Here is a 21,383-nt window from a genome sequence, read left to right on the forward strand (position 1 = left end):
CACATGTTCCGCACCATGATGAAGTCGAAGATCCACCGCGCCAAGGTCACCCAGGCCGATCTGCACTACGTCGGTTCGGTGACCATCGACCAGGATCTGCTCGACGCCGCCGACCTGCTGGAGGGTGAACAGGTCACCATCGTCGACATCGACAACGGGGCACGTCTGGAGACCTACGTCATCGCCGGCGAGCGGGGGTCGGGGGTCATCGGTATCAACGGCGCCGCAGCGCATCTCGTTCACCCCGGCGATCTCGTGATCATCATCGCCTACGGCATCCTCAGCGAGGCCGAGTTGACGGAGTACGCACCGTCGGTGGTCTTCGTGGACGACGCCAACCGCGTGCTCGAGGCCGGAATCGACCCGGCGCATGCTCCGGAGGGTTCCGGGCTGCGGGATCCGCGGGAACTCGTCCAGGCCTGACATGCTCCTGACCGTCGATGTCGGTAACACCAACATCCATCTCGGCGTCTTCGCGGGGTCGGGTGACCACGCGACGATGGTGCAGGACTGGCGGATCCACACCGATCCCAACCTGACGTCGGACGAGTTGGCGCTGCTGATCCGCGGGCTCCTCGGCTCCGACGTCGAGCAGGTGACCGGCGTGGCCGCGTTGTCGACCGTGCCGTCGCTGCTCCGTGAACTCCGGGTGATGGTGCCCCGCTATTACGGCAGCGGACACCACCTGCTGTTGGAACCCGGTGTGCGGACCGGCGTTCCGCTGCTCGTCGACAACCCGAAGGAGGTCGGCACCGACCGGGTCGCGAACTGCGTTGCGGCACATCACAACTATCCCAAAGGGCCGGTCGTGGTGGTCGCCTTCGGCACGGCGACGGTGGTGGATGCGGTGTCCGCGAAAGGTGAGTTCCTCGGCGGGGCGATCGCTCCCGGGGTCAACCTGGCCGTGGAGGCGCTGTCCGAACACACGGTGACGGTCCGGAAGGTCGAGCTCATGCCACCGCGCAGCGTGCTCGGCAAGAACACCGTCGAGGCGCTGCAGTCGGGCATCCTGTACGGCTTCGCCGGGCAGGTCGACGGACTCGTGGACCGGGTCCGCGACACCGTCGAGGGCTTCGACTCCGACGATGTGACGGTGGTCGCCACCGGCTACCTGGCGCCGCTGATGTTCGACGAGTGCGAGACGCTGACCGTCCATCACCCGTACCTCACGCTCGACGGTCTGCGGCTCGTCCACGAGCGGTCCAAACAGCAGCGCGGCCGCAACCGCTGACCGCCGGCGGCCGGGGGCGCGGGCTCGGTGAGCGGAATCGTCGCAGGTCTGGCGCCCCGCCGCGATGTGTGGCACACTATGCGCCGTGATCAAGAGCTGTCTGGAGTGTTGTCAGGGCTGAGTTCCGCATCTGCGGCCGCCCTTCTTCGACGCCCCCCGCTCATCTCGATCACCTCCAGGACCTCTCATGACTGCCGTCCTCGCATCCCATGATGCTGTCGCACTTTCCGCCGATCCGATCGTCGCGCCGTCCCCCGACGTCCCGCTCTCGGTTCAGGCCACCGACTATGCCGCGCTCGTCGCCGGCGGCGTGACCCCCGTCGACGTCCGCAGCCAGCGCAAACGTCAGCTCGACGGAGTGCTGTCCGGCGCCCTCGCGATCGACCCGACCGACATCCTGCCCCGGCTGACCCCGGGCACCACCGACTCGCTGCGGTCCGCCTCCGTGGATTCGCGCTGGCTGCTGGTCAGCGACGACGGGCATGAGGCCGAATGGCTGGCCTGGCACCTGCAGGCGCGCGGTGTCACCGGCGCGGTGTTCGTGGTCGGCGGCCACCGTGCGCTGCGGCGATCGGGTGTCACCGGTCGGATCAGCGACCAGGAGCTAGCGGCCATCTCGGCGCACTGACCGCACCGGCGACCGGCGTTCCCGGAACCGCGGGCAACGGTCGCGTCTCTATTGTCGAAGACATGACCACGTCACCTGCAGCACCCTGGACCAGCAAGATCTTCGACGGCGGTTGGATCGCCGGCGGCGCCGGGACCCTCGACGTCACCGCACCTGCCACAGGCGAGGTCATCGATACCGTCGGCGAGGCGAACACCGACGACCTGAACGCGGCGGTGTCCGCCGCGACGTCGGCGCAGACGGCCTGGGCGGCGCGGCCCTACACCGACCGTGCGGCGGTGATGCGAACCGCCGCAGCGCTGCTCGCCGATGACCCGGGACGACTGACCCGCTGGTTGGTGCCGGAATCCGGCTCCGGGCAGGGCAAGGCCGCATTCGAGACCGGGCTGGTCATCTCCGAGCTCGACGAGGCCGCGGGCCTGGCGTCGCAGCCGTACGGCCAGGTGTTGCGAAGTCAGAAGCCGCGCATGTCGATCGGGCGTCACGTCCCGGTCGGCGTCGTCGGGGTGATCAGCCCGTTCAACTTCCCCGCCATCCTGTCGATGCGGTCGGTCGCACCCGCCCTCGCGCTCGGCAACGCGGTCATCCTGAAACCCGATCCGCGCACCCCGATCGCCGGCGGACTCGCCCTGGCCGACCTGCTGGCCGAAGCCGGCCTCCCGGAAGGTCTGCTGCACGTGTTGCCGTCGGGGGCGGAGGTGGGCGCCGCGCTCGTCGCGCATCCCGGTGTCCCGTGTATCTCGTTCACCGGCTCGACGGCGGCGGGCCGCAGGATCGGCGAGGCGGCGGCGCCTCTGCTCAAGAAGGTCCATCTCGAGCTGGGTGGCAACAACGCCCTGCTGATCCTGCCGGACGCGGACATCGACGCCGCGGCGTCGGCGGGCGCGTGGGGCTCGTTCCTGCACCAGGGGCAGATCTGCATGACCGCGGGCCGGCACCTGGTGCCTGCGCACCTGGCCGAGGAGTACACCGCGAAACTGGCCGAGAAGGCGCGTCACCTCCCGGTCGGTGACCCGACCGATCCCGACGTCGCGCTCGGGCCGATCATCGACAGCCGGCAACTCGAGAAGATCGATGAGATCGTGCAGTCGTCGGTGCGGGCCGGCGCCACGCTGGCCGCGGGCGGCACCCACGAAGATCTCTTCTACCGCCCGACGGTGCTCGGCGACGTGCCCACGGATTCACCGGCCTTCACCCAGGAGATCTTCGGGCCGGTCGCCCCCGTCACCGCCTACGAGACCGTCGACGAGGCCATCGACATCATCAACTCGTCGGAATACGGACTGTCGGTCGGCATCCTGACCGGCAACGCGTTCAAGGCTTTCGCACTCGCCGATCGCATCCGATCGGGTGCCGTCCACATCAACGACCAGACGGTCGACGACGAGGCGGTGGCACCGTTCGGCGGTACCAAGGCGTCGGGCACCGGCGGGCATTTCGGGTCGTCGGTCAATCTGGACACCTTCTGTGACCTGCAATGGGTCACGATGCAGGCCGACATCGAGCGGTACCCGTTCTGAGTCACCGACGGTCACGATCGGGCTGCGCACACTAGGATCGAGCCATGACCCGGCCGGCGCGCGCAGCCCAGCGTCGGGACGTCGTCGCCGAGTTCCGTTCCCGCCTCGACGAGCTGCTCGCCGGAGTCGACGATCCGTCGGGGGTGCGCTGCCTCATGCTGGTCGCGGACACCGGCGCCGGCAAGTCCCGTCTCCTGCATGAGGTGACGTCCGGGTCGTCGGTCCCGATCGGATGGGCGACGGCATCCGAGTTGTCTTGGCGGCAGCCCTATTCGGTCATCGCCGACGCGCTCGGGTGTGCCGTGCCGGAGCCCCTCGACGAGGATGCGGACCAGTTCTTCCTGAACCGCCTCGATGACCTCGCCGCATCGGGCCGATACCTGATCGTCGTCGACGATGCGCACAACGCCGACGCCGCCAGCCTGAACCTTCTGCAGGCGATCACCGACGCCGCGCGCGATCTGCCCCTGACCCTGCTCGTGGCCGCCAGGCCACTCCCGCAACGCGAGTACCTGACGCGGCTGACACGTCGACCCGACGTCGACGTCGTTGCGGTGCCGCCGATGGATGCCATGGACCTCGACGTCCTGGTGCGGGAACGACACGACGCCTGGCCGACCACGCGGTTGCGCGACGCGCTGGTTGTGGCACACGGGAATCCGCTGCACGCCGGCGCGATCCTCGACGAACTCGACCGCACCGGACAGTTGATCCGCGACGGCGACCGCGTCGATCTCGCCGCCGAGGCGCAGTCGCCGCCGGCGGCCGGCCTCGCCGATTCCATCGCGGCGCGCCTCGACGCGCTCGACCCGTCGTCGCACGACGTCCTGGTCACACTCGGGATCTGGGGCGGTCCCGTCGATCTCGGCCACATCGCCGCGCTGTCCGCGGTTCCGGCCACCGCGCTGCTCGGTCCCGCGCAACGTCTCCTCGATGCGGGTGTCGCGGAGTTCGACGCCGAGGGCCGGTTGCGGGTGGTGCACGACTCGATCGCGGACGTCGTCGTCGAGCGGACACCACAACCGTTGCGCGCCATCGTCCATCGGGCCATCGCCGAGCAACCCGACACCGACCCGGTGTCCCGCGCCTTCCATCTCCGCGCCGCCGGTGCGGCGCCGAGCGAGACGGTTGCGGCCGATCACGCTGCCGCGCAGGCGCTGACGAACGCTCCCGCGGTGCACGCGGATCTGTTGTCCGAGACGGGTGTGGGCGCCGGTGCGCCCGGACTCGAGACGCAGGTACTCGCGCTCGAGCGGGTGCTGGCTCTCGCGCGGTCCGGGCAACTCGAGCGGGCCGACGAGTCGGCGCGTGCCACCCTTGCCGTCGCCGACGACCTCGACGTCATCGCGCGGCTCTACCGCACGCGACTGTTCGTGCTCACCGCGCGCGGCGAGAACGCCGAGGCGATCGCGACCATCGAGTCACTGACGGGTGTGGACCTGCCCGAGCGCAGCCGGCGGGTGCTCACCGATCTGCACGCCTATCTGACCCTGCTCAGTGGGGCGGCCCCCATTCCGGTGGAACCGTTCGCGCACGCCAGCACCGACCTGACCCTCACCGGTCTCGTCGCGGAGGCCCTGCGGAGTTGCCTGGTGGGGTCGTCGTTCACCGCGGTCGAGTTCGCCGCCGAGGCGTCGCGCCGGTTCATGTCCGACGATTCGGCGGGCGCCGACTCCAGTGAGGGTGCGTCCGCCGACCTGTGGCCGCCGTTCATCGAGATGTTCCACGGCGGACCGCGCGCGGCCGCCGACGTCATGGCCGACACGTCGGCCAGGCAGGCCGAGCGTGGCACCACCTGGCAGTCGACGTATCGGCAGTTGATCCATGCGTCGATCCTGACGATGCGGGGGCAGCTCTCCGACGCCGCGGTGACCTTCGACACCGCCATGGAGAAGGTATCCGTCGGCGACGAGGCGGTGCCGTCGCTCGCCTACGGGGCGCGGGTGTTCGTCGATCTGGTGCGCGGCGATCTCGCGGCCGCCGAGCGGCGCGTGCAGGACTGGTATGACGGCCGCGTCGGGCACGGAGTCCTGGTCGAGCAGTTCGGTCTCCCGCAGATCCAGCGGATGCAGATGCTGGTACTCGAGGCGCGCCGGCGCCACCGGGCGGCCGCGGAGATGGCCGCCGAGGTCTGGGATCGGACCATCGCACAGCAGGCCTACGGGTGGGCGGCGACCATCGCGCCCGCCTGCGCGCGGGTCGCCATCCGCGCCGTCGAACCGGCACTGGTCGCCCGGATCGGCGACGATCTCGCCGCGCTGACCCAACCGTTGAGCCCCGCGCTGGCGCCGACCATTCGACTCGCACGCGGCATGGTCACCGCCGAACCCGCCGAGATGGTGCGGATCGGGGTCGAGGTGGCCGAGGCGGCCCGCGACCTCGACGACGTTTTCCTCGAGATCGCCGGCTGGGAGGAGTCCGCGGTGTCCGCGGCCATCGCGGGTGATCGCACGGGTGCCATCGACCATGCGCGTCGCGCGCTGCAACGGGCCGAGGATGTCGGTGCCGACGGCGTCACGACCCGGATCCTGTCCCGCATGCGGTCGGCGGGCGTGCGCGTCACCACCGCGGGCAAGCGTCGCCCGACGAGTGGCTGGGACAGTCTGACGCCCACCGAGGCGCAGGTCACCGAACTGATCGCGATGGGGTTCAGCGGCCCGGACATCGCCGCCCGGCTGTTCATGTCGCCGCGGACCGTGCAGACCCACGTCTCGCACGTGCTCGGCAAGCTCGGCCTGCGTACACGTGTCGAATTGGCGGCCGCGGCCTCGAGTCGGCAGGCCGCCCCGATCCGATAGGGTCTCGGGGGTGAGCAACACCCCGACCACCCCCGATACCGGCGCAGCGAGCGGGCCGACCACGTCCACGCCCGACGACGACAACGCTCCGGAGCAGCTCCGGATTCGTCGGGAGAAGCGTGATCGCATCCTCGGCGAGGGCCGCGAGGCATACCCGGTCTCCATCCCGCGGACGCACGCGCTGTCGGAGATCCGCGCCACGTTCGGTGACCTCGAGGCGGGCACCGAGACCGGCGAGATCGTCGGGGTCGCCGGCCGGATCATCTTCCTCCGCAACAAGGGCAAGCTGTGCTTCGCCACGCTGCAAGAGGGGGACGGCACCCAGCTGCAGGCCATGGTGAGCTTCAACGGCGTCGGCGAGAACGCGTTGGCGCGGTGGAAGGCCGAGGTGGATCTGGGCGACATCGTGTTCGTGCACGGCCAGGTCATCAGCTCCCGCACGGGCGAACTGTCCGTGATGGCCGACGACTGGGCGATGGCGTCGAAGGCGTTGCGTCCGTTGCCCGTGGCGCACAAGGAGATGAACGAGGAGACGCGGGTGCGGCAGCGCTACGTCGACCTCATCATGCGCCCCGAGGCCCGCGACATCGCGCGCACCCGCATCGCGGTGATGGCGGAACTCCGTGCAGCGCTGGGTAAGCGGTCCTTCCTCGAGGTCGAGACGCCGATGCTGCAGACGCTGCACGGCGGTGCGGCGGCACGCCCGTTCGTCACCCACTCCAACGCCTTCGACATCGACCTGTACCTGCGGATCGCCCCCGAGTTGTTCCTGAAGCGCTGCATCGTCGGTGGTATCGAGCGGGTCTACGAGATCAACCGCAACTTCCGCAACGAGGGCGCCGACTCGACGCACTCACCCGAATTCGCGATGCTCGAGACCTATCAGGCCTACGGCACCTACGACGATGCCGCGGTGATGACCCGTGAACTGGTGCAAGAGGTTTCGCAAGGGGCGCTGGGCACCCTGACCCCGACGATGCCGGACGGTTCGGTCTACGACCTGTCCGGCGAGTGGACCTCCCTGGAGATGTATCCGTCGCTGTCGGAGGCATTGGGCGAGGAGATCGTGCCCGCCGCCGGGGATTCCGGGACAACGGTGGACGAGCTGCTCGCCATCGCGGACCGGGTCGGTCTGGAGATCCCGAAGGACAAGGGGTACGGGCACGGCAAGCTGGTCGAGGAGTTGTGGGAGCACATGGTCGGGCGGCATCTGGCGCAGCCGGTGTTCGTGCGCGACTTCCCGGTCGAGACCTCACCGTTGGTGCGCGCGCACCGCTCGGTGCCCGGGGTCGTCGAGAAGTGGGACCTCTACCTTCGTGGATTCGAGTTGGCCACCGGCTATTCCGAGCTGGTCGATCCGGTGATCCAGCGCGAGCGCTTCGTCGACCAGGCCCGGCTGGCCGCCGCCGGCGACGACGAGGCCATGGTCCTCGACGAGGAGTTCCTCGCCGCGATCGAATACGGCATGCCCCCGACGGCGGGCACCGGGATGGGCATCGACCGACTCCTGATGGCACTCACCGGTCTCGGCATCCGCGAGACCATCCTCTTCCCGCTGGTCAAGCCGCGCGCCTGATCTGCGATTCAGGGCAATAGTCCGCGCTCACCGCGAACTATTGCAGGCGATTGTCGATGGAACCGATGTGTGGCCTCGTGCGTCAGATTCTGCATGAGAGACGAAACCGCCTTGAGGCGGATGATCGCCGACCACGACGGCGTATTCACCTCGGCTCAGGCACGCGGTAGTGGGGTCAGCGACGACCAGATCCAGCGCCGGGTCACCTCGGGCGAGTGGGTCCGTGTGGCCCGCGGCGTCTTCCGCGTGGCGAACCGAAAAGTCGACCTCCGGATGCGGATGCGTATAGCCGTATTGCGCGTCGGGCCCGGAGCGGTGCTTGCCGGAATGGCGGCCGCGTGGTGGCACGGCTTGACCACCACCGCTCCGTCGGTGATCGTGGTCATCGCTCCGCCGACCCGGCACGGCAGCCGAATCCCGGGTTGCAGGGTATGGCACCGAAAGGTGGACCCGGCGGACGTGACGTCGAAGGACGGTCTGGCGGTGACGACGATAGCGCTGACCGTTCTCGATGGTGCGGTCGACGTTGGTGTGCGGGTGATGGATTCCGCGCTGCTCCGTAAGCAGGTGACGCTGGCTGAACTGATCGCTGCGCAGCGGAGGAACGCGGGACGTCGTGGTTCGAAGCGTGCCCGAGCCATGCTCGCCGCGATGGAACACGGAGCGCGCTCCGAGGCGGAACGAAAAGCTGTCGCGCTGCTGCAGACGTCCGAGATCGGCGGATGGATCGCGAATCATCCTGTCGGTAAGTACGTGCTCGACCTGGCGCTCCCCGAGCACATGATCGACATCGAGATCGACGGCTTCGCTCACCACAGCGATGCGGACGCGTTTCAGCATGATCGCGAGCGTCAGAATGACCTCATCGCACTCGGATGGACCGTCCTGCGCTTCACGTGGCACGACCTGACCGACCGGCCGGACTGGGTGCTTGGGCAGATTCGGGCGGCCATCCGTCAAGCAACAGCGGCGTGAATCACGCTTCAGGGCGATAGTCCGCGGTCAGCGCGGACTATTGCCCTGGATTGCGAAAATCGACGAATCGCGTCAGGCGAGTTCGCGCTTGAGGATCTTCCCGGCGGCGTTGCGGGGGAAGGCGTCGACGAACACGACCGATCGCGGGACCTTGAAGTTCGCGAGATGTTCCCTGGCGTAGGCGATCACCGACGCCTCGTCGAGCGCGGCGTCGGCGCGGACGGTGAGATAGGCGCGGCCGACCTCACCGAGGCGCTCGTCGGCCACCCCGACGACGGCGGACTCGGTGACGCCGTCCAGGCGCGCGAGGGTCTGCTCGATCTCTGCGGGATAGACGTTGAAGCCGCCGCAGATGTACATGTCCTTGAGGCGGTCGGTGATCTTCAGGTTGCCGCGCTCGTCGATGGTGCCGATGTCGCCGGTGTGCAGCCAGCCGTCGGGGTCGATGGTCTCCTTGGTCGCCGCGTCGTCGTCGAGGTAGCCACGCATCACCATCGCGCCGCGCGCGAGGACCTCGCCCTCGTCGGAGAGCTTGATCTCCATTCCGGCGAAGGCCCGACCACAGGTGTTCGCGACGGTCTCGTCATCGTCGTCGGGGGTGCAGGTCGAGACGAAACCGCTGGCCTCGGTCAATCCGTAGGCCGTGACGACGGTGTCGACGCCAAGATCGCTCTGCAGTCGTTCGATCAGGACCACCGGGACGATCGCGGCGCCGGTGACCACCAACCGCAACGACGACAGGTCGCGCTCCGCGCGGTCCGGATCGTCGAGGATGGTCTGGAAGATGGTCGGTGCCCCCGGGAACACGGTGACCCGTTGTGCTTCGGCCAATGTCATCGCCTCGGTCGGTGAGTACACCGCCAACGGCAGCATCGTGGCGCCGAACAGGGTGCAGGGCAGGATGCCCGCCTTGTACCCGAAGGTGTGGAAATACGGATTGACCATGAGATAGCGGTCGTCTGAGGACAACCGGCCGTTGGCACCCCACGCATGCGACCCGGCCATCGTCTGCTGATGCTCGGCGAGAACGCCTTTCGACTTCCCGGTGGTGCCCGACGTGAACAGGATGTCGGAGATGTCGTCGGGGGCGACCGCATCCGCGCGCCGCTCGGCCTCGGCCCGGGTGTCGTCCGTGGCCCGGGCGACGAACTCGGACCATTCGACCGCGCCGTCGGGTACGGCCGTCGACCCGTCCAGCGTCACGCCGACCACCACGGCGGGCATCGCGTCGGCGTGCTCGGTCATCAGTTCGGCCAGATGGTCGGCACCGAGGAACGCGCCGGACACGACGACGGCGCGGGCGTCCGAGCGCTCGATGATCTCGACGGCCTCACCGCCGGTGTAGCGGGTGTTCAGCGGTACGAGCGTGGCACCCGCATAGTGGACGCCCAGCGCTGCGATCGGCCAGTGGTGGCTGTTCGGTGACCAGATGGCGACCCGATCGCCGGCCGCGATACCCGACGCGACCAGTGCGGCGGCAAAGGTACGGACGCGGTCGGCGAAGTCCGACCAGCTCAGTTCGACGGCGGGTCCGGCGGCCGACCACTGTGCGTCGACGATGGCGGTGTTGTCGGGCCAGGTCTGCGCTGCCCGGCGCAGGGCAGCAGGGGACGTCAGGATCGGCTCCATGCGGCCAACCTAGCACTTGCTTGGTACGTTATGCTAGCGACCATGACCTCGATCAACCTTGCCGATCGGGCGGTCGACCTCGGTGAATGGGCGCGGACGACGCCGAACGCCGCAGATGTCTTCGCGACCGCGGTGCGTGCCTGGCTCGACGAGCACCTCGCCGGCGAATTCGCCCACCTGAAAGGGCGCGGCGGCCCCGGTAGCGAGCACGAGTTCTTCGAGGGGCGGCTGGCGTGGGATCGTCATCTCGCCCGCGCGGGCTGGACCTGCCTCGGGTGGCCGACCCGCTACGGCGGCCGGGGCGCGACGCTCGAGCAGCGCATCATCTTCCACCAGGAGTACGCGCGGGCAAATGCGCCCGCGCGGGTCAATCATCTCGGCGAGGAACTCCTCGGGCCGACGCTCATCGAGTACGGCACCGAGGAGCAGAAGGCGCGGTTCCTGCCCGGCATCGTCGACGTCACCGAGCTGTGGGCGCAGGGCTACTCCGAGCCGGGTGCAGGCTCGGACCTCGCCGGGGTGTCGACCACCGCGCGCCTCGACGACGAGTCCGGCACCTGGGTCGTCAACGGACAGAAGGTCTGGACGTCGCTGGCCCACGTCGCCCAATGGTGTTTCGTGATCTGCCGCACCGAGAAGGGGTCGAGCCGGCACAAGGGACTCAGCTTCCTGCTGGTCCCGATCGAGCAGCCGGGCGTCACCGTTCGGCCCATCCAACAACTCACCGGCACATCCGAATTCAATGAGGTCTTCTTCGACGACGCGGTCACCGACGCCGACCTCATCGTCGGGGAGCCCGGTGACGGCTGGAAGGTCGCCATGGGGCTGCTGCAGTTCGAGCGTGGCGTCTCCACGCTCGGTCAGCAGGTGGGCTTCGACCGTGAGCTACGCGATCTCACCCGGATCGCGGAATCCACCGGCGCCGCGGCGAACCCGGAGATCGGTTCGCGATTGACCCGCGCGTGGATCGGACTGAAGGTGATGCGGGCGCATGCCGAGCGCACCCTCGACGGCGACGTCGTGTCGCAGGAGGGTGCGGCATCGGTCGCAAAGCTCTTGTGGGCCAACTGGCATCGTGACCTGGGGGAGCTGGCGATGGCCGTCATCGGTGCTCCGTCGCTGATCGGACCCACCCACACCGTCGAGGGCGATGCCAACGACATCACCGATCCCGACCACGTCGAGCTCGACGAATGGCAACGACTCTTCCTTTTCACCCGCGCCGACACCATCTACGGCGGGTCGAACGAGGTGCAACGCAACATCATCGCCGAGCGCGTGCTCGGCCTACCGCGAGAGGCCCGCCAGTGACCGAGACAACCGTCGAACACGTTCGTTCACCGCTCGCGACGCCTCCGGAGGAGACGCCCGGCCACGGGCTGCTGCTCGGTCGCAAGGTCGTGGTGACCGCCGCCGCGGGCACCGGGATCGGTTTCGCCACCGCGCGCCGCGCGCTGCTCGAGGGCGCGGACGTGGTGATCAGCGACTGGCACGAACGACGTCTGGGCGAGGCGCAGGAGAAACTGGCCGCGGAGTTCGCCGATCAGACCGTCGGGCAGGTGGTCTGCAACGTTCAGGAGTCCGCCGAGGTGGACGCCCTGATCACCGCTGCCGCAGGCGAACTCGGGCGTATCGACGTCCTGGTCAACAATGCCGGCCTGGGCGGGGAGACCCCGGTCGCGGACATGACCGACGAGGAGTGGGACCGGGTCCTCGACATCACCCTCAACGGCACCTTCCGCGCCACCCGCGCGGCACTGCGGTACTTCCGCGCGGTCGAGCACGGGGGTGTGATCGTGAACAACGCCTCGGTGCTGGGCTGGCGCGCACAGCGCGGGCAGGCGCATTACGCCGCGGCCAAGGCGGGTGTGATGGCGTTGACCCGCTGTTCGGCCGTCGAGGCCGCGGACTTCGGGGTGCGCATCAACGCGATCGCACCGTCGATCGCCAAGCACCCGTTCCTCGCGAAGGTGACCAGCGACGAACTCCTCGACGAGCTGGCGTCCCGCGAAGCCTATGGCCGGGCCGCCGAGGTCTGGGAGGTCGCCGCGACCATCGCGATGCTGGCCAGCGACTACACCACCTACCTCACCGGCGAGGTCGTCTCGATCTCCAGCCAGCGCGCGTAGCCGACCACCACCACGGCCGCCCAATAACGACTCCGGCACCACAACCTCCGAAACCGTCACCAGGAGAAGCAATGTCCACACCACAGGCCTACATCGTCGACGCGGTCCGCACACCGGTCGGCAAGCGCAACGGATCGCTCGCCAAGACCCACCCCGCCGACATGGGTGCCCACGTGATCTCGTCCGTGCTCGACCGCACCGGACTCGACCCGAATGTCGTCGACGATGTGGTGTTCGGCTGCGTCGACGCCATCGGCCCGCAGGCGGGCAACATCGCGCGGACCGCGTGGCTCACCGCGGGTCTGCCGCTCGACATCCCCGGCACCACCGTCGACCGGCAGTGCGGATCGTCGCAACAGGCCATCCATTTCGCCGCCCAGGGCGTGATGAGCGGTACCCAGGACGTCGTCGTCGCCGGCGGCGTCCAGAACATGAGCGCGATTCCGATCTCGCAGGCCATGATCGCCGGCCAGGAGTTCGGGTTCACCACGCCGACAGCCGAATCCGTGGGCTGGCGAGAGCGATTCGGCGGACAGGCGATCTCCCAGTTCAACGGCGCCGACATGATGGCGAACAAGTGGGACATCAGCCGCGAGGACATGGAGCGGTGGTCGCTGCAGTCCCATGAGCGTGCCCGTGCGGCCATCGCGGGCGGCCGCTTCGACAACGAGATCGTCGCACTCGGCGACTGTGTCGTCGACGAATGCCCGCGGGAGACCTCGCTGGAGAAGATGGCCGGATTGCAGCCGCTCGCCGAGGGCTCCCGCCTGACCGCGGCGGTCGCCTCGCAGATCTGTGACGGGGCGTCGGCCACCCTGGTGGTCTCCGAGAAGGCGCTGAAGGAGTACGGGCTCACCCCGCGGGCGCGCATCCATCACCTGTCGGTGCGCGGCGACGATCCGGTGATGATGCTGTCGGCGCCGATCCCGGCGACCGCGTACGCGTTGCAGAAGACCGGACTGACCATCGACGACATCGACGTCATCGAGATCAACGAGGCGTTCGCGTCGGTGGTGCTGGCATGGCTGAAGGAGACCGGGGCCGACCCGGCCAAGGTCAACCCCAACGGTGGCGGCATCGCACTGGGTCACCCGCTGGGCGCGACCGGGGCGAAGCTGTTCGCGACCCTGCTCAACGAACTCGAGCGCACCGGCGGCCGGTACGGGCTGCAGACGATGTGTGAGGGCGGCGGCACCGCAAACGTCACGATCATCGAACGGCTCTCCTGACCCCGCCGAACACCGACCGCCGGCCACACGCCACCCGATCTGAAAACGGGTGTGGCCAGAACGCTGTGATCTGCCGCATACTATGCTGGAACAAACACGCGAGTTCGTTTCTTGACGTAGCCCGCGACCAGCACTATTCGGAGGATCAGATGACCAAACCAGCAGAGGTGACCAGCGCGGTGTCGGGCCGCGTGTCGTCGGAGGCCCACACGATGACCGAGCTGCTGGAGATCCAGCGCGCGGCGTTCCTGCGCGACGGCATCCCGGACGCGAAGACCCGGATCGATCGCATCACCCGGCTGTCGTCGCTGCTCCTCGACAACGCCGACGAGATCGCAGAGGCGCTGACCGAGGACTTCGGCACCCGCCCGCGTGAGCTGTCCCTGGCGGCCGACGTGGCCGGCTGCATGGTGGACCTCACTCATCAGCGCCGCGGGGTCGAGAAGTGGATGAAGGAGAGCAACACCGCAAAGGTGCAGGGAGCGTTGGGGTTCAAACAGCGAGTCCGCCACGACCCGCTGGGTGTCGTCGGCATCATGGGGCCCTGGAATTTCCCGCTGCAGCTGACCTTCGTGCCCGCGGGTGCGGCCTTCGCAGCCGGCAACCGTGTCCTGATGCGGCCGTCGTCGATCACCTCGCGGACCACCGACGTGATCGCCAAGCACGCCCCCGACTACTTCTCCATCGAAGAGCTCGCGGTGATCACCAGCAAGCACGGTGGCGGCGCCGATTTCGCCAAGCTCAAGGTCGACCACATGTTCTTCACCGGATCGCCCGATGTCGGTGCGTCCGTCGCACAGGAGGCCGCGAAGAACCTGGTGCCGGTCACCCTCGAGCTGGGTGGCAAGAATCCGGCCGTCCTCGACCCGGATGCCGACATCGACAAGGCGGCGACGATGCTCGCCGACGCGCGGATGGTCAACGGCGGCCAGGTCTGCCTATGCCCCGACTACGTGTTTGTGCCGGAGGCCAAGGTCGGTGAGTTCACCGACAAGGTCATCGCCCGGTGGACGACCAACTTCGCGACGATCCGCAACAACCCCGAGTACACCGCGACCATCAACCAGAAGAACTACGACCGGATCCTCGGTCTGATCGCCGATGCGCAGGAACTCGGCGCCGACGTCCGGCAGGTGGTCCCCGCAGGAGAGCCGCTTCCGGATGCCGAGAAGCGCAAGATCGCGCCGACCCTGCTGACCGGCGTCAAGGCAGGCATGAAGATCGAGGAGGACGAGGTGTTCGGGCCGGTACTCACGGTCTATCCGTACCGGGATCTGTCCGAGGCCATCCGCTACATCGCCGCACATCCGCATCCGCTGACCATGTACTGGTGCGGCGACGACAACGAGAACCTGGCTCGTCTCGCCGACGGCACGCGGAGCGGGTCGATCAATGCCAACGACTTCGCCCTGCACATGTTCGGTGCCGAGCTCCCGTTCGGCGGCATCGGCCGCAGCGGCATGGGCGGCTACCACGGCAAGACCGGCTTCGACACCTTCAGCCACGCGCGTGCGATCGCGATATCGACGATGCCGTTCAAGGTCTCCGAGATGATGTCGCCGCCGTTCACCGCGCGCGACGCGAAGATGACCAACGGCCAGATGAAACTCTGGACCCGGTTGAACAAGCGCGCGATCAAGAAGCTCAAGCGCCGCTGACGCGACGTCACGATCGCTCTGACTCTCCCGCTTGGCCGGGTTCGCACACCGCGGACCCGGCCAAGCGCTTGCTAGGGTGGCAGGATGGCTCCCCGCGGCACCGTCTCCGGCTCGACCCGACGCGACGAACTCCTGACCACCGCGGGCAGGATGTTCGCCGAACAGGGCCTGCGGTCGACCACCGTGCGGGACATCGCCGACGCCGCCGGCATCCTGTCGGGCAGTCTCTATCACCATTTCGATTCCAAGGAGTCGATGGTCGACGAGATCCTACGTGGCTTCCTCGACGATCTGTTCGCGAGATACCGCGAGATCGCCGACTCCAGCCTGACCGCGGCGGACACCCTGCGCCGGTTGGTGGTCGCCTCCTTCGAGGCGATCGATGCGCAGCGCAACGCCGTCGCGATCTATCAGGACGAGGCCAAACGTCTTGCGGGACAAGACAGATTCGGCTACATCGGGGAGCGCAACACCGAGTTCCGTGAGCTCTGGCATGCGGTGTTGCGGCGTGGCGTCGACGACGGCGAGTTCCGTGCCGACCTCGACGTCGAGCTGGCATACCGGTTTCTGCGGGACACGGTCTGGGTGGCCGTCCGCTGGTATCGACCCGGTGGGGAACTCTCCGCCGACGACATCGCCGGTCAGTACCTGGCCATCGTGCTCGACGGCATCCTGCCGCGCTGACGGGGGCGGAGCCACAGGTCGGTGTGACCCGGATAACATCGCCCGGAGAGGTCGGCACTCCGAAGGGCAGGTCATGACACAACGCTTCACCCCCGCAACGACCGCGGCGATCGACACGGCGCGCCAGCACACCCTCGCTGACCTCCTCCGACGTACCGCGCTGCGGGTCCCCGGCAAGGTCGCCATCATCAACGGATCCACCACCCTGACCTTCGGTGAGTTCGATGCGGCCGTGAACCGCTGCGCCAGCACGTTGACGGCACGCGGCCTGCGCAAGGGTGACCGGCTCGCACTGGTGAGCCACAACAGCTGGCAGTTCGCGGTGTTGCATTATGCGACGGCACGCCTGGGCGCGATCCTGGTGCCGGTGAACTTCGGCCTCGGGTCGGAGGAGATCGCGTTCATCCTCGATCACTCCGGAGCCGGGGTGGTGGTGGCCGAGGATGCCCTGGTGCCGACGGTGGCCAAGGCGATCGAACTGTCGGGCCTCACCGATGTTCCCCGCGGGTTCATCGGGATGGGCGGGCAGGTGGTGCCCGACGCCGGCTGGGACGACGTGGACGAGTGGATCCGTACCGGTGACGAGGTCGTCCCGCAGGTGCCGGTCGACGACGACGATCCGCTGCGTCTCATGTACACCAGCGGCACGGAGTCGCGCCCCAAGGGCGTTCTCCTCTCGTCGAAATCCCTTGTCAATCAATATGTTTCGTGCATCATCGACGGTGGCATGACCGGCGACGACGTCGAGGTCCACGCGCTGCCGCTGTTCCACTGCGCCCAGCTCGACTGCTTCCTGTCGGTGGATGTGTACCTGGGTGCGACGAGCATCATCCTGCCCGGCCCCGATCCGGCAGCGATCCTGGAGACGATCGAGTCGCACCGGGTGACCAAGTTGTTCTGCCCGCCGACCGTGTGGATCTCGCTGCTCCGGCATCCCGACTTCGACCGCCGGGACCTATCGTCGCTCCGCAAGGGCTACTACGGTGCGTCCGCCATGCCGGTGGAGGTGTTGCGTGAGATGTCGGAGCGGCTACCGGCCGTGTCGCTGTGGAACTTCTACGGCCAGACCGAGATGTCGCCCCTCGCGACCATCCTGCGGCCGCACGAGCAGCTCGAGCGCGCCGGGTCGGCGGGACGAGCCGCGCTCAACGTCGAGACGCGTGTCGTCGACGACGAGGACGATCCGGTGCCGACCGGCACGGTCGGCGAGATCGTGCACCGTAGTCCGCACGCCTGCCTCGGCTACTACAACGACGAGGAGAATACGGCAGCGGCGTTCCGCAACGGGTGGTTCCACTCCGGCGACCTCGGCATCATCGACGCCGATGGCTACTTGTCCGTGGTCGACCGCAAGAAGGACATGATCAAGACCGGCGGCGAGAACGTGGCCTCCCGTGAGGTCGAGGAGGCGATCTACCTCCTCGACGGCGTGGCCGAGGTCGCGGTCTTCGGTGTGCCACATCCGAAATGGATCGAGGCGGTGACCGCCGTGGTCATCCCCAAGGACGGCGTGACGATCACCGCGGCCCAGGTCGACGAACATCTCGCCGGAGTTCTCGCGGCCTACAAGCGACCCAAGTACGTCGTGTTCGCCGAGGCCCTGCCGAAGAATCCCAGCGGCAAGATCCTGAAGAAGGACCTGCGCGTCCGGCACGCGGATATCGCCACGGAGTGATGGTGGGCGTGGCCTCGACAGGGCGCGCCTTCGGGCCTGCGGTGCGCTGAGGTTCCCCCTGTCGTCCACGTGAACGAAGGCTGTGGTCCGCCGTCGTCGCCGCCGAATACCCTCGGCTGCATGACCTATGACGATGCCGAGTGGCACTGCGACACCGTGCTCGACCTCGATCTCGACGAGTCCGCCGCGGTGATCCACATCGGGGTCTTCTTGGCGTGGGCGACGGCGCGCGGGCTCCTGTCGGAGACGCTCGACAATCGTGCGGCGGCGATTCATGCCCTGGAGCACCGCACCACCACACCGTCCGGGTTCGCGGAGCAGTACTTCGTCGCGCAGATCGATCCGCTCATGCTCAGTGATTCGGGGAACCGATTCACCGACGACGCGTACGCACGCTATCTCGAAGTGCTGCAGGAGGTTCCGCTGGTGGCGCAGCACGCGACGACCTATGAGGTGCCCGACGATTGGGGCACCTTCGACGCCATCGTCCCCTACCTCGATCGGCTCTACGACGAGTGGCGGGCGGACGGGTCCCGGTTGTGATGTCATCCATTGGCCGTCGTCGGTCGGGTTCGCCGGAGCCGGTCAGGGGTTCGGCAGCACTCGGCCGATCAGTGAGGTGAGAGTCGTGCGGTCGCGCGACGACAGCGGCCCCAACATCGTCGACATGTCCTCGGTGAATCCGGCGGTGACATCAACGGTAATCTCCCGTCCGTGATCCGATAGCGTCACGCGGGTCGCCCGGCGGTCCATCTCGTCGGGCGCTCTGATGACCAGCCCGCGCGCCTCTGCGCGGTCCACCAACCCACTGACGCTGGACTTGTCGAGATCGAGCAGTACGCCGAGCTCTGACATGGTCGGTCTGCGGTCGCGCAACACACCCAGCAGGCGCGTCTGGATGAGGGACAGCTCATGCGACGCGGCGCGGCGCTGGAGGTGCTGTTGCACGACGAATGACAGCTGTGCCAGGGCGTCGACGTCGGTCAGCCGCGCCGGGGGCGGTGGCCCGTCGTCCGCCGATGGGGGAGCGTGTCGTCGCGTCATGGCGGAAGTCTAACTGGACTTAGTACGTGCCACAAACTATATTGGTTGGTATCACGTACTAAAGGAGGCCTGATGACGATAATCAACGCCGCGGTGGTGACCTCGTTCGACCAACCGCCGCACTACCGGGACTTCGAACTGCCGGCAGCAGAAGATGATCAGGAAGAGGTCGAGGTTCTCGCGGTGGGGCTGCATCCCCGGGCCCGGTCCGGGGCGTCGGGTGCGCACTACACGAGTACCGGCCGACTGCCGATGATTCCCGGGATCGACGGCGTCGCCCGTCGCGACGACGGCTCGCTTGTCTACTTCGCCGTCGATGACGACACCATCGGCAGCCTTGCCGAGCGCACCGTCATCGACGCGCATCGCAGTGTGACGCTGCCCTCGGATGCCGACGTGGTCAAGGTCGCCGCGGCCATGAACCCGGCGATGTCCTCGTGGGTGGCCCTGCGCAGACGCATCGAGATCAGGCCGGGCCAGAGCGTTCTGGTGCTGGGCGCCACCGGCAACGCCGGTTCGATGGCGGTCCGGATCGCGAAGCTCCTCGGGGCCGGAACGGTCATCGGCGCGGGCCGTGATCGAGAACGACTCGACGCATTGGTCGACCTCGGAGCGGACGATCTCGTGCAGCTCACCGACGACCCGGTCGACTCTGCGCGGGCGTTGGCGGGCCGGGCTGCCGACGTCGACATCGTCATCGACTACCTCTGGGGTGCATCGACGCAGGAGGCCCTGGTGCCCATGCTCACCGCCCGGTCCGACCGGAGTCGCGGGCTCGACTGGGTGCAGGTCGGGTCGATGGCTGGCCCGACAATCGAATTGCCCTCCGCGGCATTGCGTTCGGCCAACCTGCGCCTGCTGGGCAGCGGTCAGGGTTCCGTCGCGGGCCGCGACTACCTGGCCGAGCTCCCGGCGCTGGTCGATGTGATCGACCGCGGGCAGATCGAGGTCGGCACCCGCACGGTGGCGCTCGCGGACGTAGAGCGGGCCTGGGGCGAGCCGGACGTGCCGGGGCTACGCACCGTTTTCCTGCCTCAGCAGGTGTAGGGCCAGGAGGCAGTCGACTCGGTCGGGCAACGTCGCGAGGTCGCGGCCGAGAAGCGATTCGATGCGTTCGATCCGATAGTGCAGCGTGCTGACGTGAACATGCAGCTCCTCGGCCGCGCGCTGCCACGAACCATTGTGCCGGAGAAAGACTTCCAGGGTTCGCAGTTGTTCGTCACCGGTTGGATGGGCGAGGATGTCACCGAGAACTCGACGGTGGAAGGCGGTTCTGCGTCGCGGCGGAACCTGCGCGAGCAGTCCCACGTAGGTGTCGATGTCGCGTGCCGTGGCCACCGCGAACTGTGTGGCCTGCGCTCCGGCGAGGTGACGTGCCTCCTGGGCTGCGCGCACGGCCCCGCGGATCGAGTCCTCGACTGCGCCGACACCGACGCGGATGGTGGCGCCGTGCAAGGCCGGCGCCACCAGCTGTGCCTTGCCGGCGAGGGCCTCGGCGAACGCATCGGCGCCGAGATCCCAGGGCACGAACACCAGCATCGACTGATCGGGTTCCTGAGTCGTCAGGACGACGCACTCCTGCGGATCGTCGGGCACGGTGAGAACGAGGTCGATCGCGCCGGAACCGCTCCTCGGCGGGTCTGTGGTGGTGAGCGACACGACCACCGTCGGCCTGCGTGCATCACATCCGAATTGCCGAAATTGTTCTCGCAGAGCTGGTTCCGTGATATCTGTGTCAGCAAGTATCTGGGTCAGCTCGCGCGCGCTCGCGTGGCGTTGCCAGAACCGCTCGGTGTCGGCGAGCAGCGACAGCGTCAGGAGGTCCGTGGTCTCGTCGATGACGCGACGCTGCCGCGCCTTGAAGCCGGCGATGTCGCCGTCGACCACGAGGTGACCGGCATACGAGGTCCGGCGACCGATCGGGTAGACGGTGACCGTGCGCCGATCGAGGTGAATCACGACCGGCAGCCGGACAGCCGTGAGGGTGCCGCGCATGACGGCGGCCAGTTCCGCGGACGAGAGCTGGTACTCATCGGACGAGCGCGCGACCACCCGGCCGACGCCGCTCAGAACGATTGCCTCGCGCCCGCATTGGCGGGTCATCGCGGTCAGCAGCTCAGCCGATCCCTCTCCGGTCACCAACGCGGTGATCAGCTGGCGGTACTCGCCCGCGGTTGCGGTCGCCTCGGCCTGCCGGTCCGCCGAGATCCTCTCGGTGACCTCCTGCGAGAGTGCGTTGTACGAGATCTCGGCGGGTGCGAACAACAGGGGCAGGCCGCCCGCCTCGGCGAGTTCGCGGATCGGTTCGGGCACCGAACCGTGCAGGATGTCCCCGACCACCAGCGCCGCGGCCGCACGGTCGATCAGCGCGCCGACGAAGCGTCGGCAGCTCTCGACCGATCCGTCGTACCACCCCTCGGAGGTCAGGACCAGCTCGCCGCCATAGATGAAGGCACGTGGATCGGGCAGGTCGGTCGTGTACACCCACCGCAGCACACGATCAGACCCCGGGCCGTCCACGCTGAGTGGACGGAGCCCGAGGTCGGTCAGGTCGGCTACCCGCATGCGGCGCCGGTGGTGGTCATGTGGTGATCGGTCCTCCCCAGG

18 protein-coding genes are annotated in these 21,383 nt (G+C 68.1%); 15 read left to right on the forward strand and 3 right to left on the reverse strand.

Going from position 1 to position 21,383, the window contains the following annotated elements:
- Nucleotides 1-3 precede the first annotated feature (3 nt).
- From panD to D7316_RS22080, 7 genes are all read left to right on the forward strand, one after another.
- Nucleotides 4-423 carry an aspartate 1-decarboxylase gene (gene panD, locus D7316_RS22050; RefSeq protein WP_124710166.1) on the forward strand — a complete coding sequence of 140 codons (420 nt, stop codon included), beginning with the start codon at nt 4-6 and terminating at the stop codon, nt 421-423.
- Nucleotide 424: 1 nt separating this feature from the next.
- A complete protein-coding gene (locus D7316_RS22055) occupies nt 425-1,231 on the forward strand; it encodes a type III pantothenate kinase (RefSeq protein ID WP_124710167.1) in 807 nt (268 codons plus the stop codon).
- A gap of 187 nt (nt 1,232-1,418) precedes the next feature.
- Nucleotides 1,419-1,859, forward strand: coding sequence for a rhodanese-like domain-containing protein (locus D7316_RS22060; protein ID WP_124710168.1), 441 nt, complete (start codon nt 1,419-1,421; stop codon nt 1,857-1,859).
- A 62-nt stretch (nt 1,860-1,921) separates the two neighbouring features.
- Entirely contained in the window at nt 1,922-3,379 is a 1,458-nt protein-coding gene (locus D7316_RS22065; RefSeq protein ID WP_124710169.1) for an aldehyde dehydrogenase family protein, read from the forward strand.
- A gap of 44 nt (nt 3,380-3,423) precedes the next feature.
- Complete coding sequence (locus tag D7316_RS22070) at nt 3,424-6,177, forward strand: helix-turn-helix transcriptional regulator (RefSeq protein ID WP_124710170.1); 2,754 nt, start codon at nt 3,424-3,426, stop codon at nt 6,175-6,177.
- Nucleotides 6,178-6,187: 10 nt separating this feature from the next.
- Entirely contained in the window at nt 6,188-7,753 is a 1,566-nt protein-coding gene (lysS, locus tag D7316_RS22075; protein ID WP_197718287.1) for a lysine--tRNA ligase, read from the forward strand.
- Nucleotides 7,754-7,846: 93 nt separating this feature from the next.
- The gene (locus tag D7316_RS22080) at nt 7,847-8,728 is read left to right on the forward strand and encodes a DUF559 domain-containing protein (protein WP_232017021.1); all 882 of its coding nucleotides are present in this window, start codon (nt 7,847-7,849) and stop codon (nt 8,726-8,728) included.
- Nucleotides 8,729-8,800: 72 nt separating this feature from the next.
- Here the strand turns inward: D7316_RS22080 and D7316_RS22085 are convergent, their stop codons facing one another.
- Nucleotides 8,801-10,357, reverse strand: coding sequence for a FadD3 family acyl-CoA ligase (locus D7316_RS22085; RefSeq protein WP_124710171.1), 1,557 nt, complete (start codon nt 10,355-10,357; stop codon nt 8,801-8,803).
- A 42-nt stretch (nt 10,358-10,399) separates the two neighbouring features.
- On the opposite strand from D7316_RS22085, the gene D7316_RS22090 reads away from it, so the two are divergent.
- From D7316_RS22090 to D7316_RS22120, 7 genes are all read left to right on the forward strand, one after another.
- Complete coding sequence (locus tag D7316_RS22090) at nt 10,400-11,668, forward strand: acyl-CoA dehydrogenase family protein (protein WP_124710172.1); 1,269 nt, start codon at nt 10,400-10,402, stop codon at nt 11,666-11,668.
- Nucleotides 11,665-12,486: an SDR family oxidoreductase gene (locus tag D7316_RS22095; protein ID WP_124710173.1), complete on the forward strand. Its 822-nt coding sequence runs from the start codon at nt 11,665-11,667 to the stop codon at nt 12,484-12,486. The genes D7316_RS22090 and D7316_RS22095 overlap by 4 nt, the downstream gene beginning before the upstream one ends.
- 71 nt (nt 12,487-12,557) lie before the next feature.
- Nucleotides 12,558-13,715, forward strand: a complete 1,158-nt coding sequence (locus D7316_RS22100; protein WP_124710174.1) for an acetyl-CoA C-acetyltransferase — start codon at nt 12,558-12,560, stop codon at nt 13,713-13,715.
- A 149-nt stretch (nt 13,716-13,864) separates the two neighbouring features.
- Entirely contained in the window at nt 13,865-15,373 is a 1,509-nt protein-coding gene (locus tag D7316_RS22105; RefSeq protein WP_124710175.1) for an aldehyde dehydrogenase family protein, read from the forward strand.
- 84 nt (nt 15,374-15,457) lie between these two features.
- Complete coding sequence (locus tag D7316_RS22110) at nt 15,458-16,057, forward strand: TetR/AcrR family transcriptional regulator (protein ID WP_124710176.1); 600 nt, start codon at nt 15,458-15,460, stop codon at nt 16,055-16,057.
- Nucleotides 16,058-16,130: 73 nt separating this feature from the next.
- The gene (locus D7316_RS22115; RefSeq protein ID WP_124710177.1) at nt 16,131-17,732 is read left to right on the forward strand and encodes an acyl-CoA synthetase; all 1,602 of its coding nucleotides are present in this window, start codon (nt 16,131-16,133) and stop codon (nt 17,730-17,732) included.
- A gap of 120 nt (nt 17,733-17,852) precedes the next feature.
- Nucleotides 17,853-18,275 (forward strand): DUF7832 domain-containing protein, encoded by a 423-nt coding sequence (locus D7316_RS22120; protein WP_124710178.1) that lies wholly within the window; start codon nt 17,853-17,855, stop codon nt 18,273-18,275.
- Nucleotides 18,276-18,317: 42 nt separating this feature from the next.
- Here D7316_RS22120 and D7316_RS22125 read toward each other — a convergent pair whose 3' ends face one another.
- Nucleotides 18,318-18,776 carry a MarR family winged helix-turn-helix transcriptional regulator gene (locus D7316_RS22125; protein WP_124710179.1) on the reverse strand — a complete coding sequence of 153 codons (459 nt, stop codon included), beginning with the start codon at nt 18,774-18,776 and terminating at the stop codon, nt 18,318-18,320.
- Nucleotides 18,777-18,848: 72 nt separating this feature from the next.
- Here D7316_RS22125 and D7316_RS22130 point away from each other — a divergent pair, with 72 nt between their 5' ends.
- Nucleotides 18,849-19,823, forward strand: a complete 975-nt coding sequence (locus D7316_RS22130) for a quinone oxidoreductase family protein (protein ID WP_232017022.1) — start codon at nt 18,849-18,851, stop codon at nt 19,821-19,823.
- On the opposite strand, the gene D7316_RS22135 is transcribed toward D7316_RS22130, so the two are convergent.
- Nucleotides 19,791-21,341, reverse strand: a complete 1,551-nt coding sequence (locus tag D7316_RS22135) for a PucR family transcriptional regulator (protein ID WP_124710180.1) — start codon at nt 21,339-21,341, stop codon at nt 19,791-19,793. The two genes, D7316_RS22130 and D7316_RS22135, sit on opposite strands and share 33 nt — an antisense overlap.
- Between the last annotated feature and the right edge of the window lie 42 nt (nt 21,342-21,383).

It is taken from the genome of Gordonia insulae, assembly GCF_003855095.1.
Taxonomy (GTDB): Bacteria; Actinomycetota; Actinomycetes; order Mycobacteriales; family Mycobacteriaceae; genus Gordonia; species Gordonia insulae.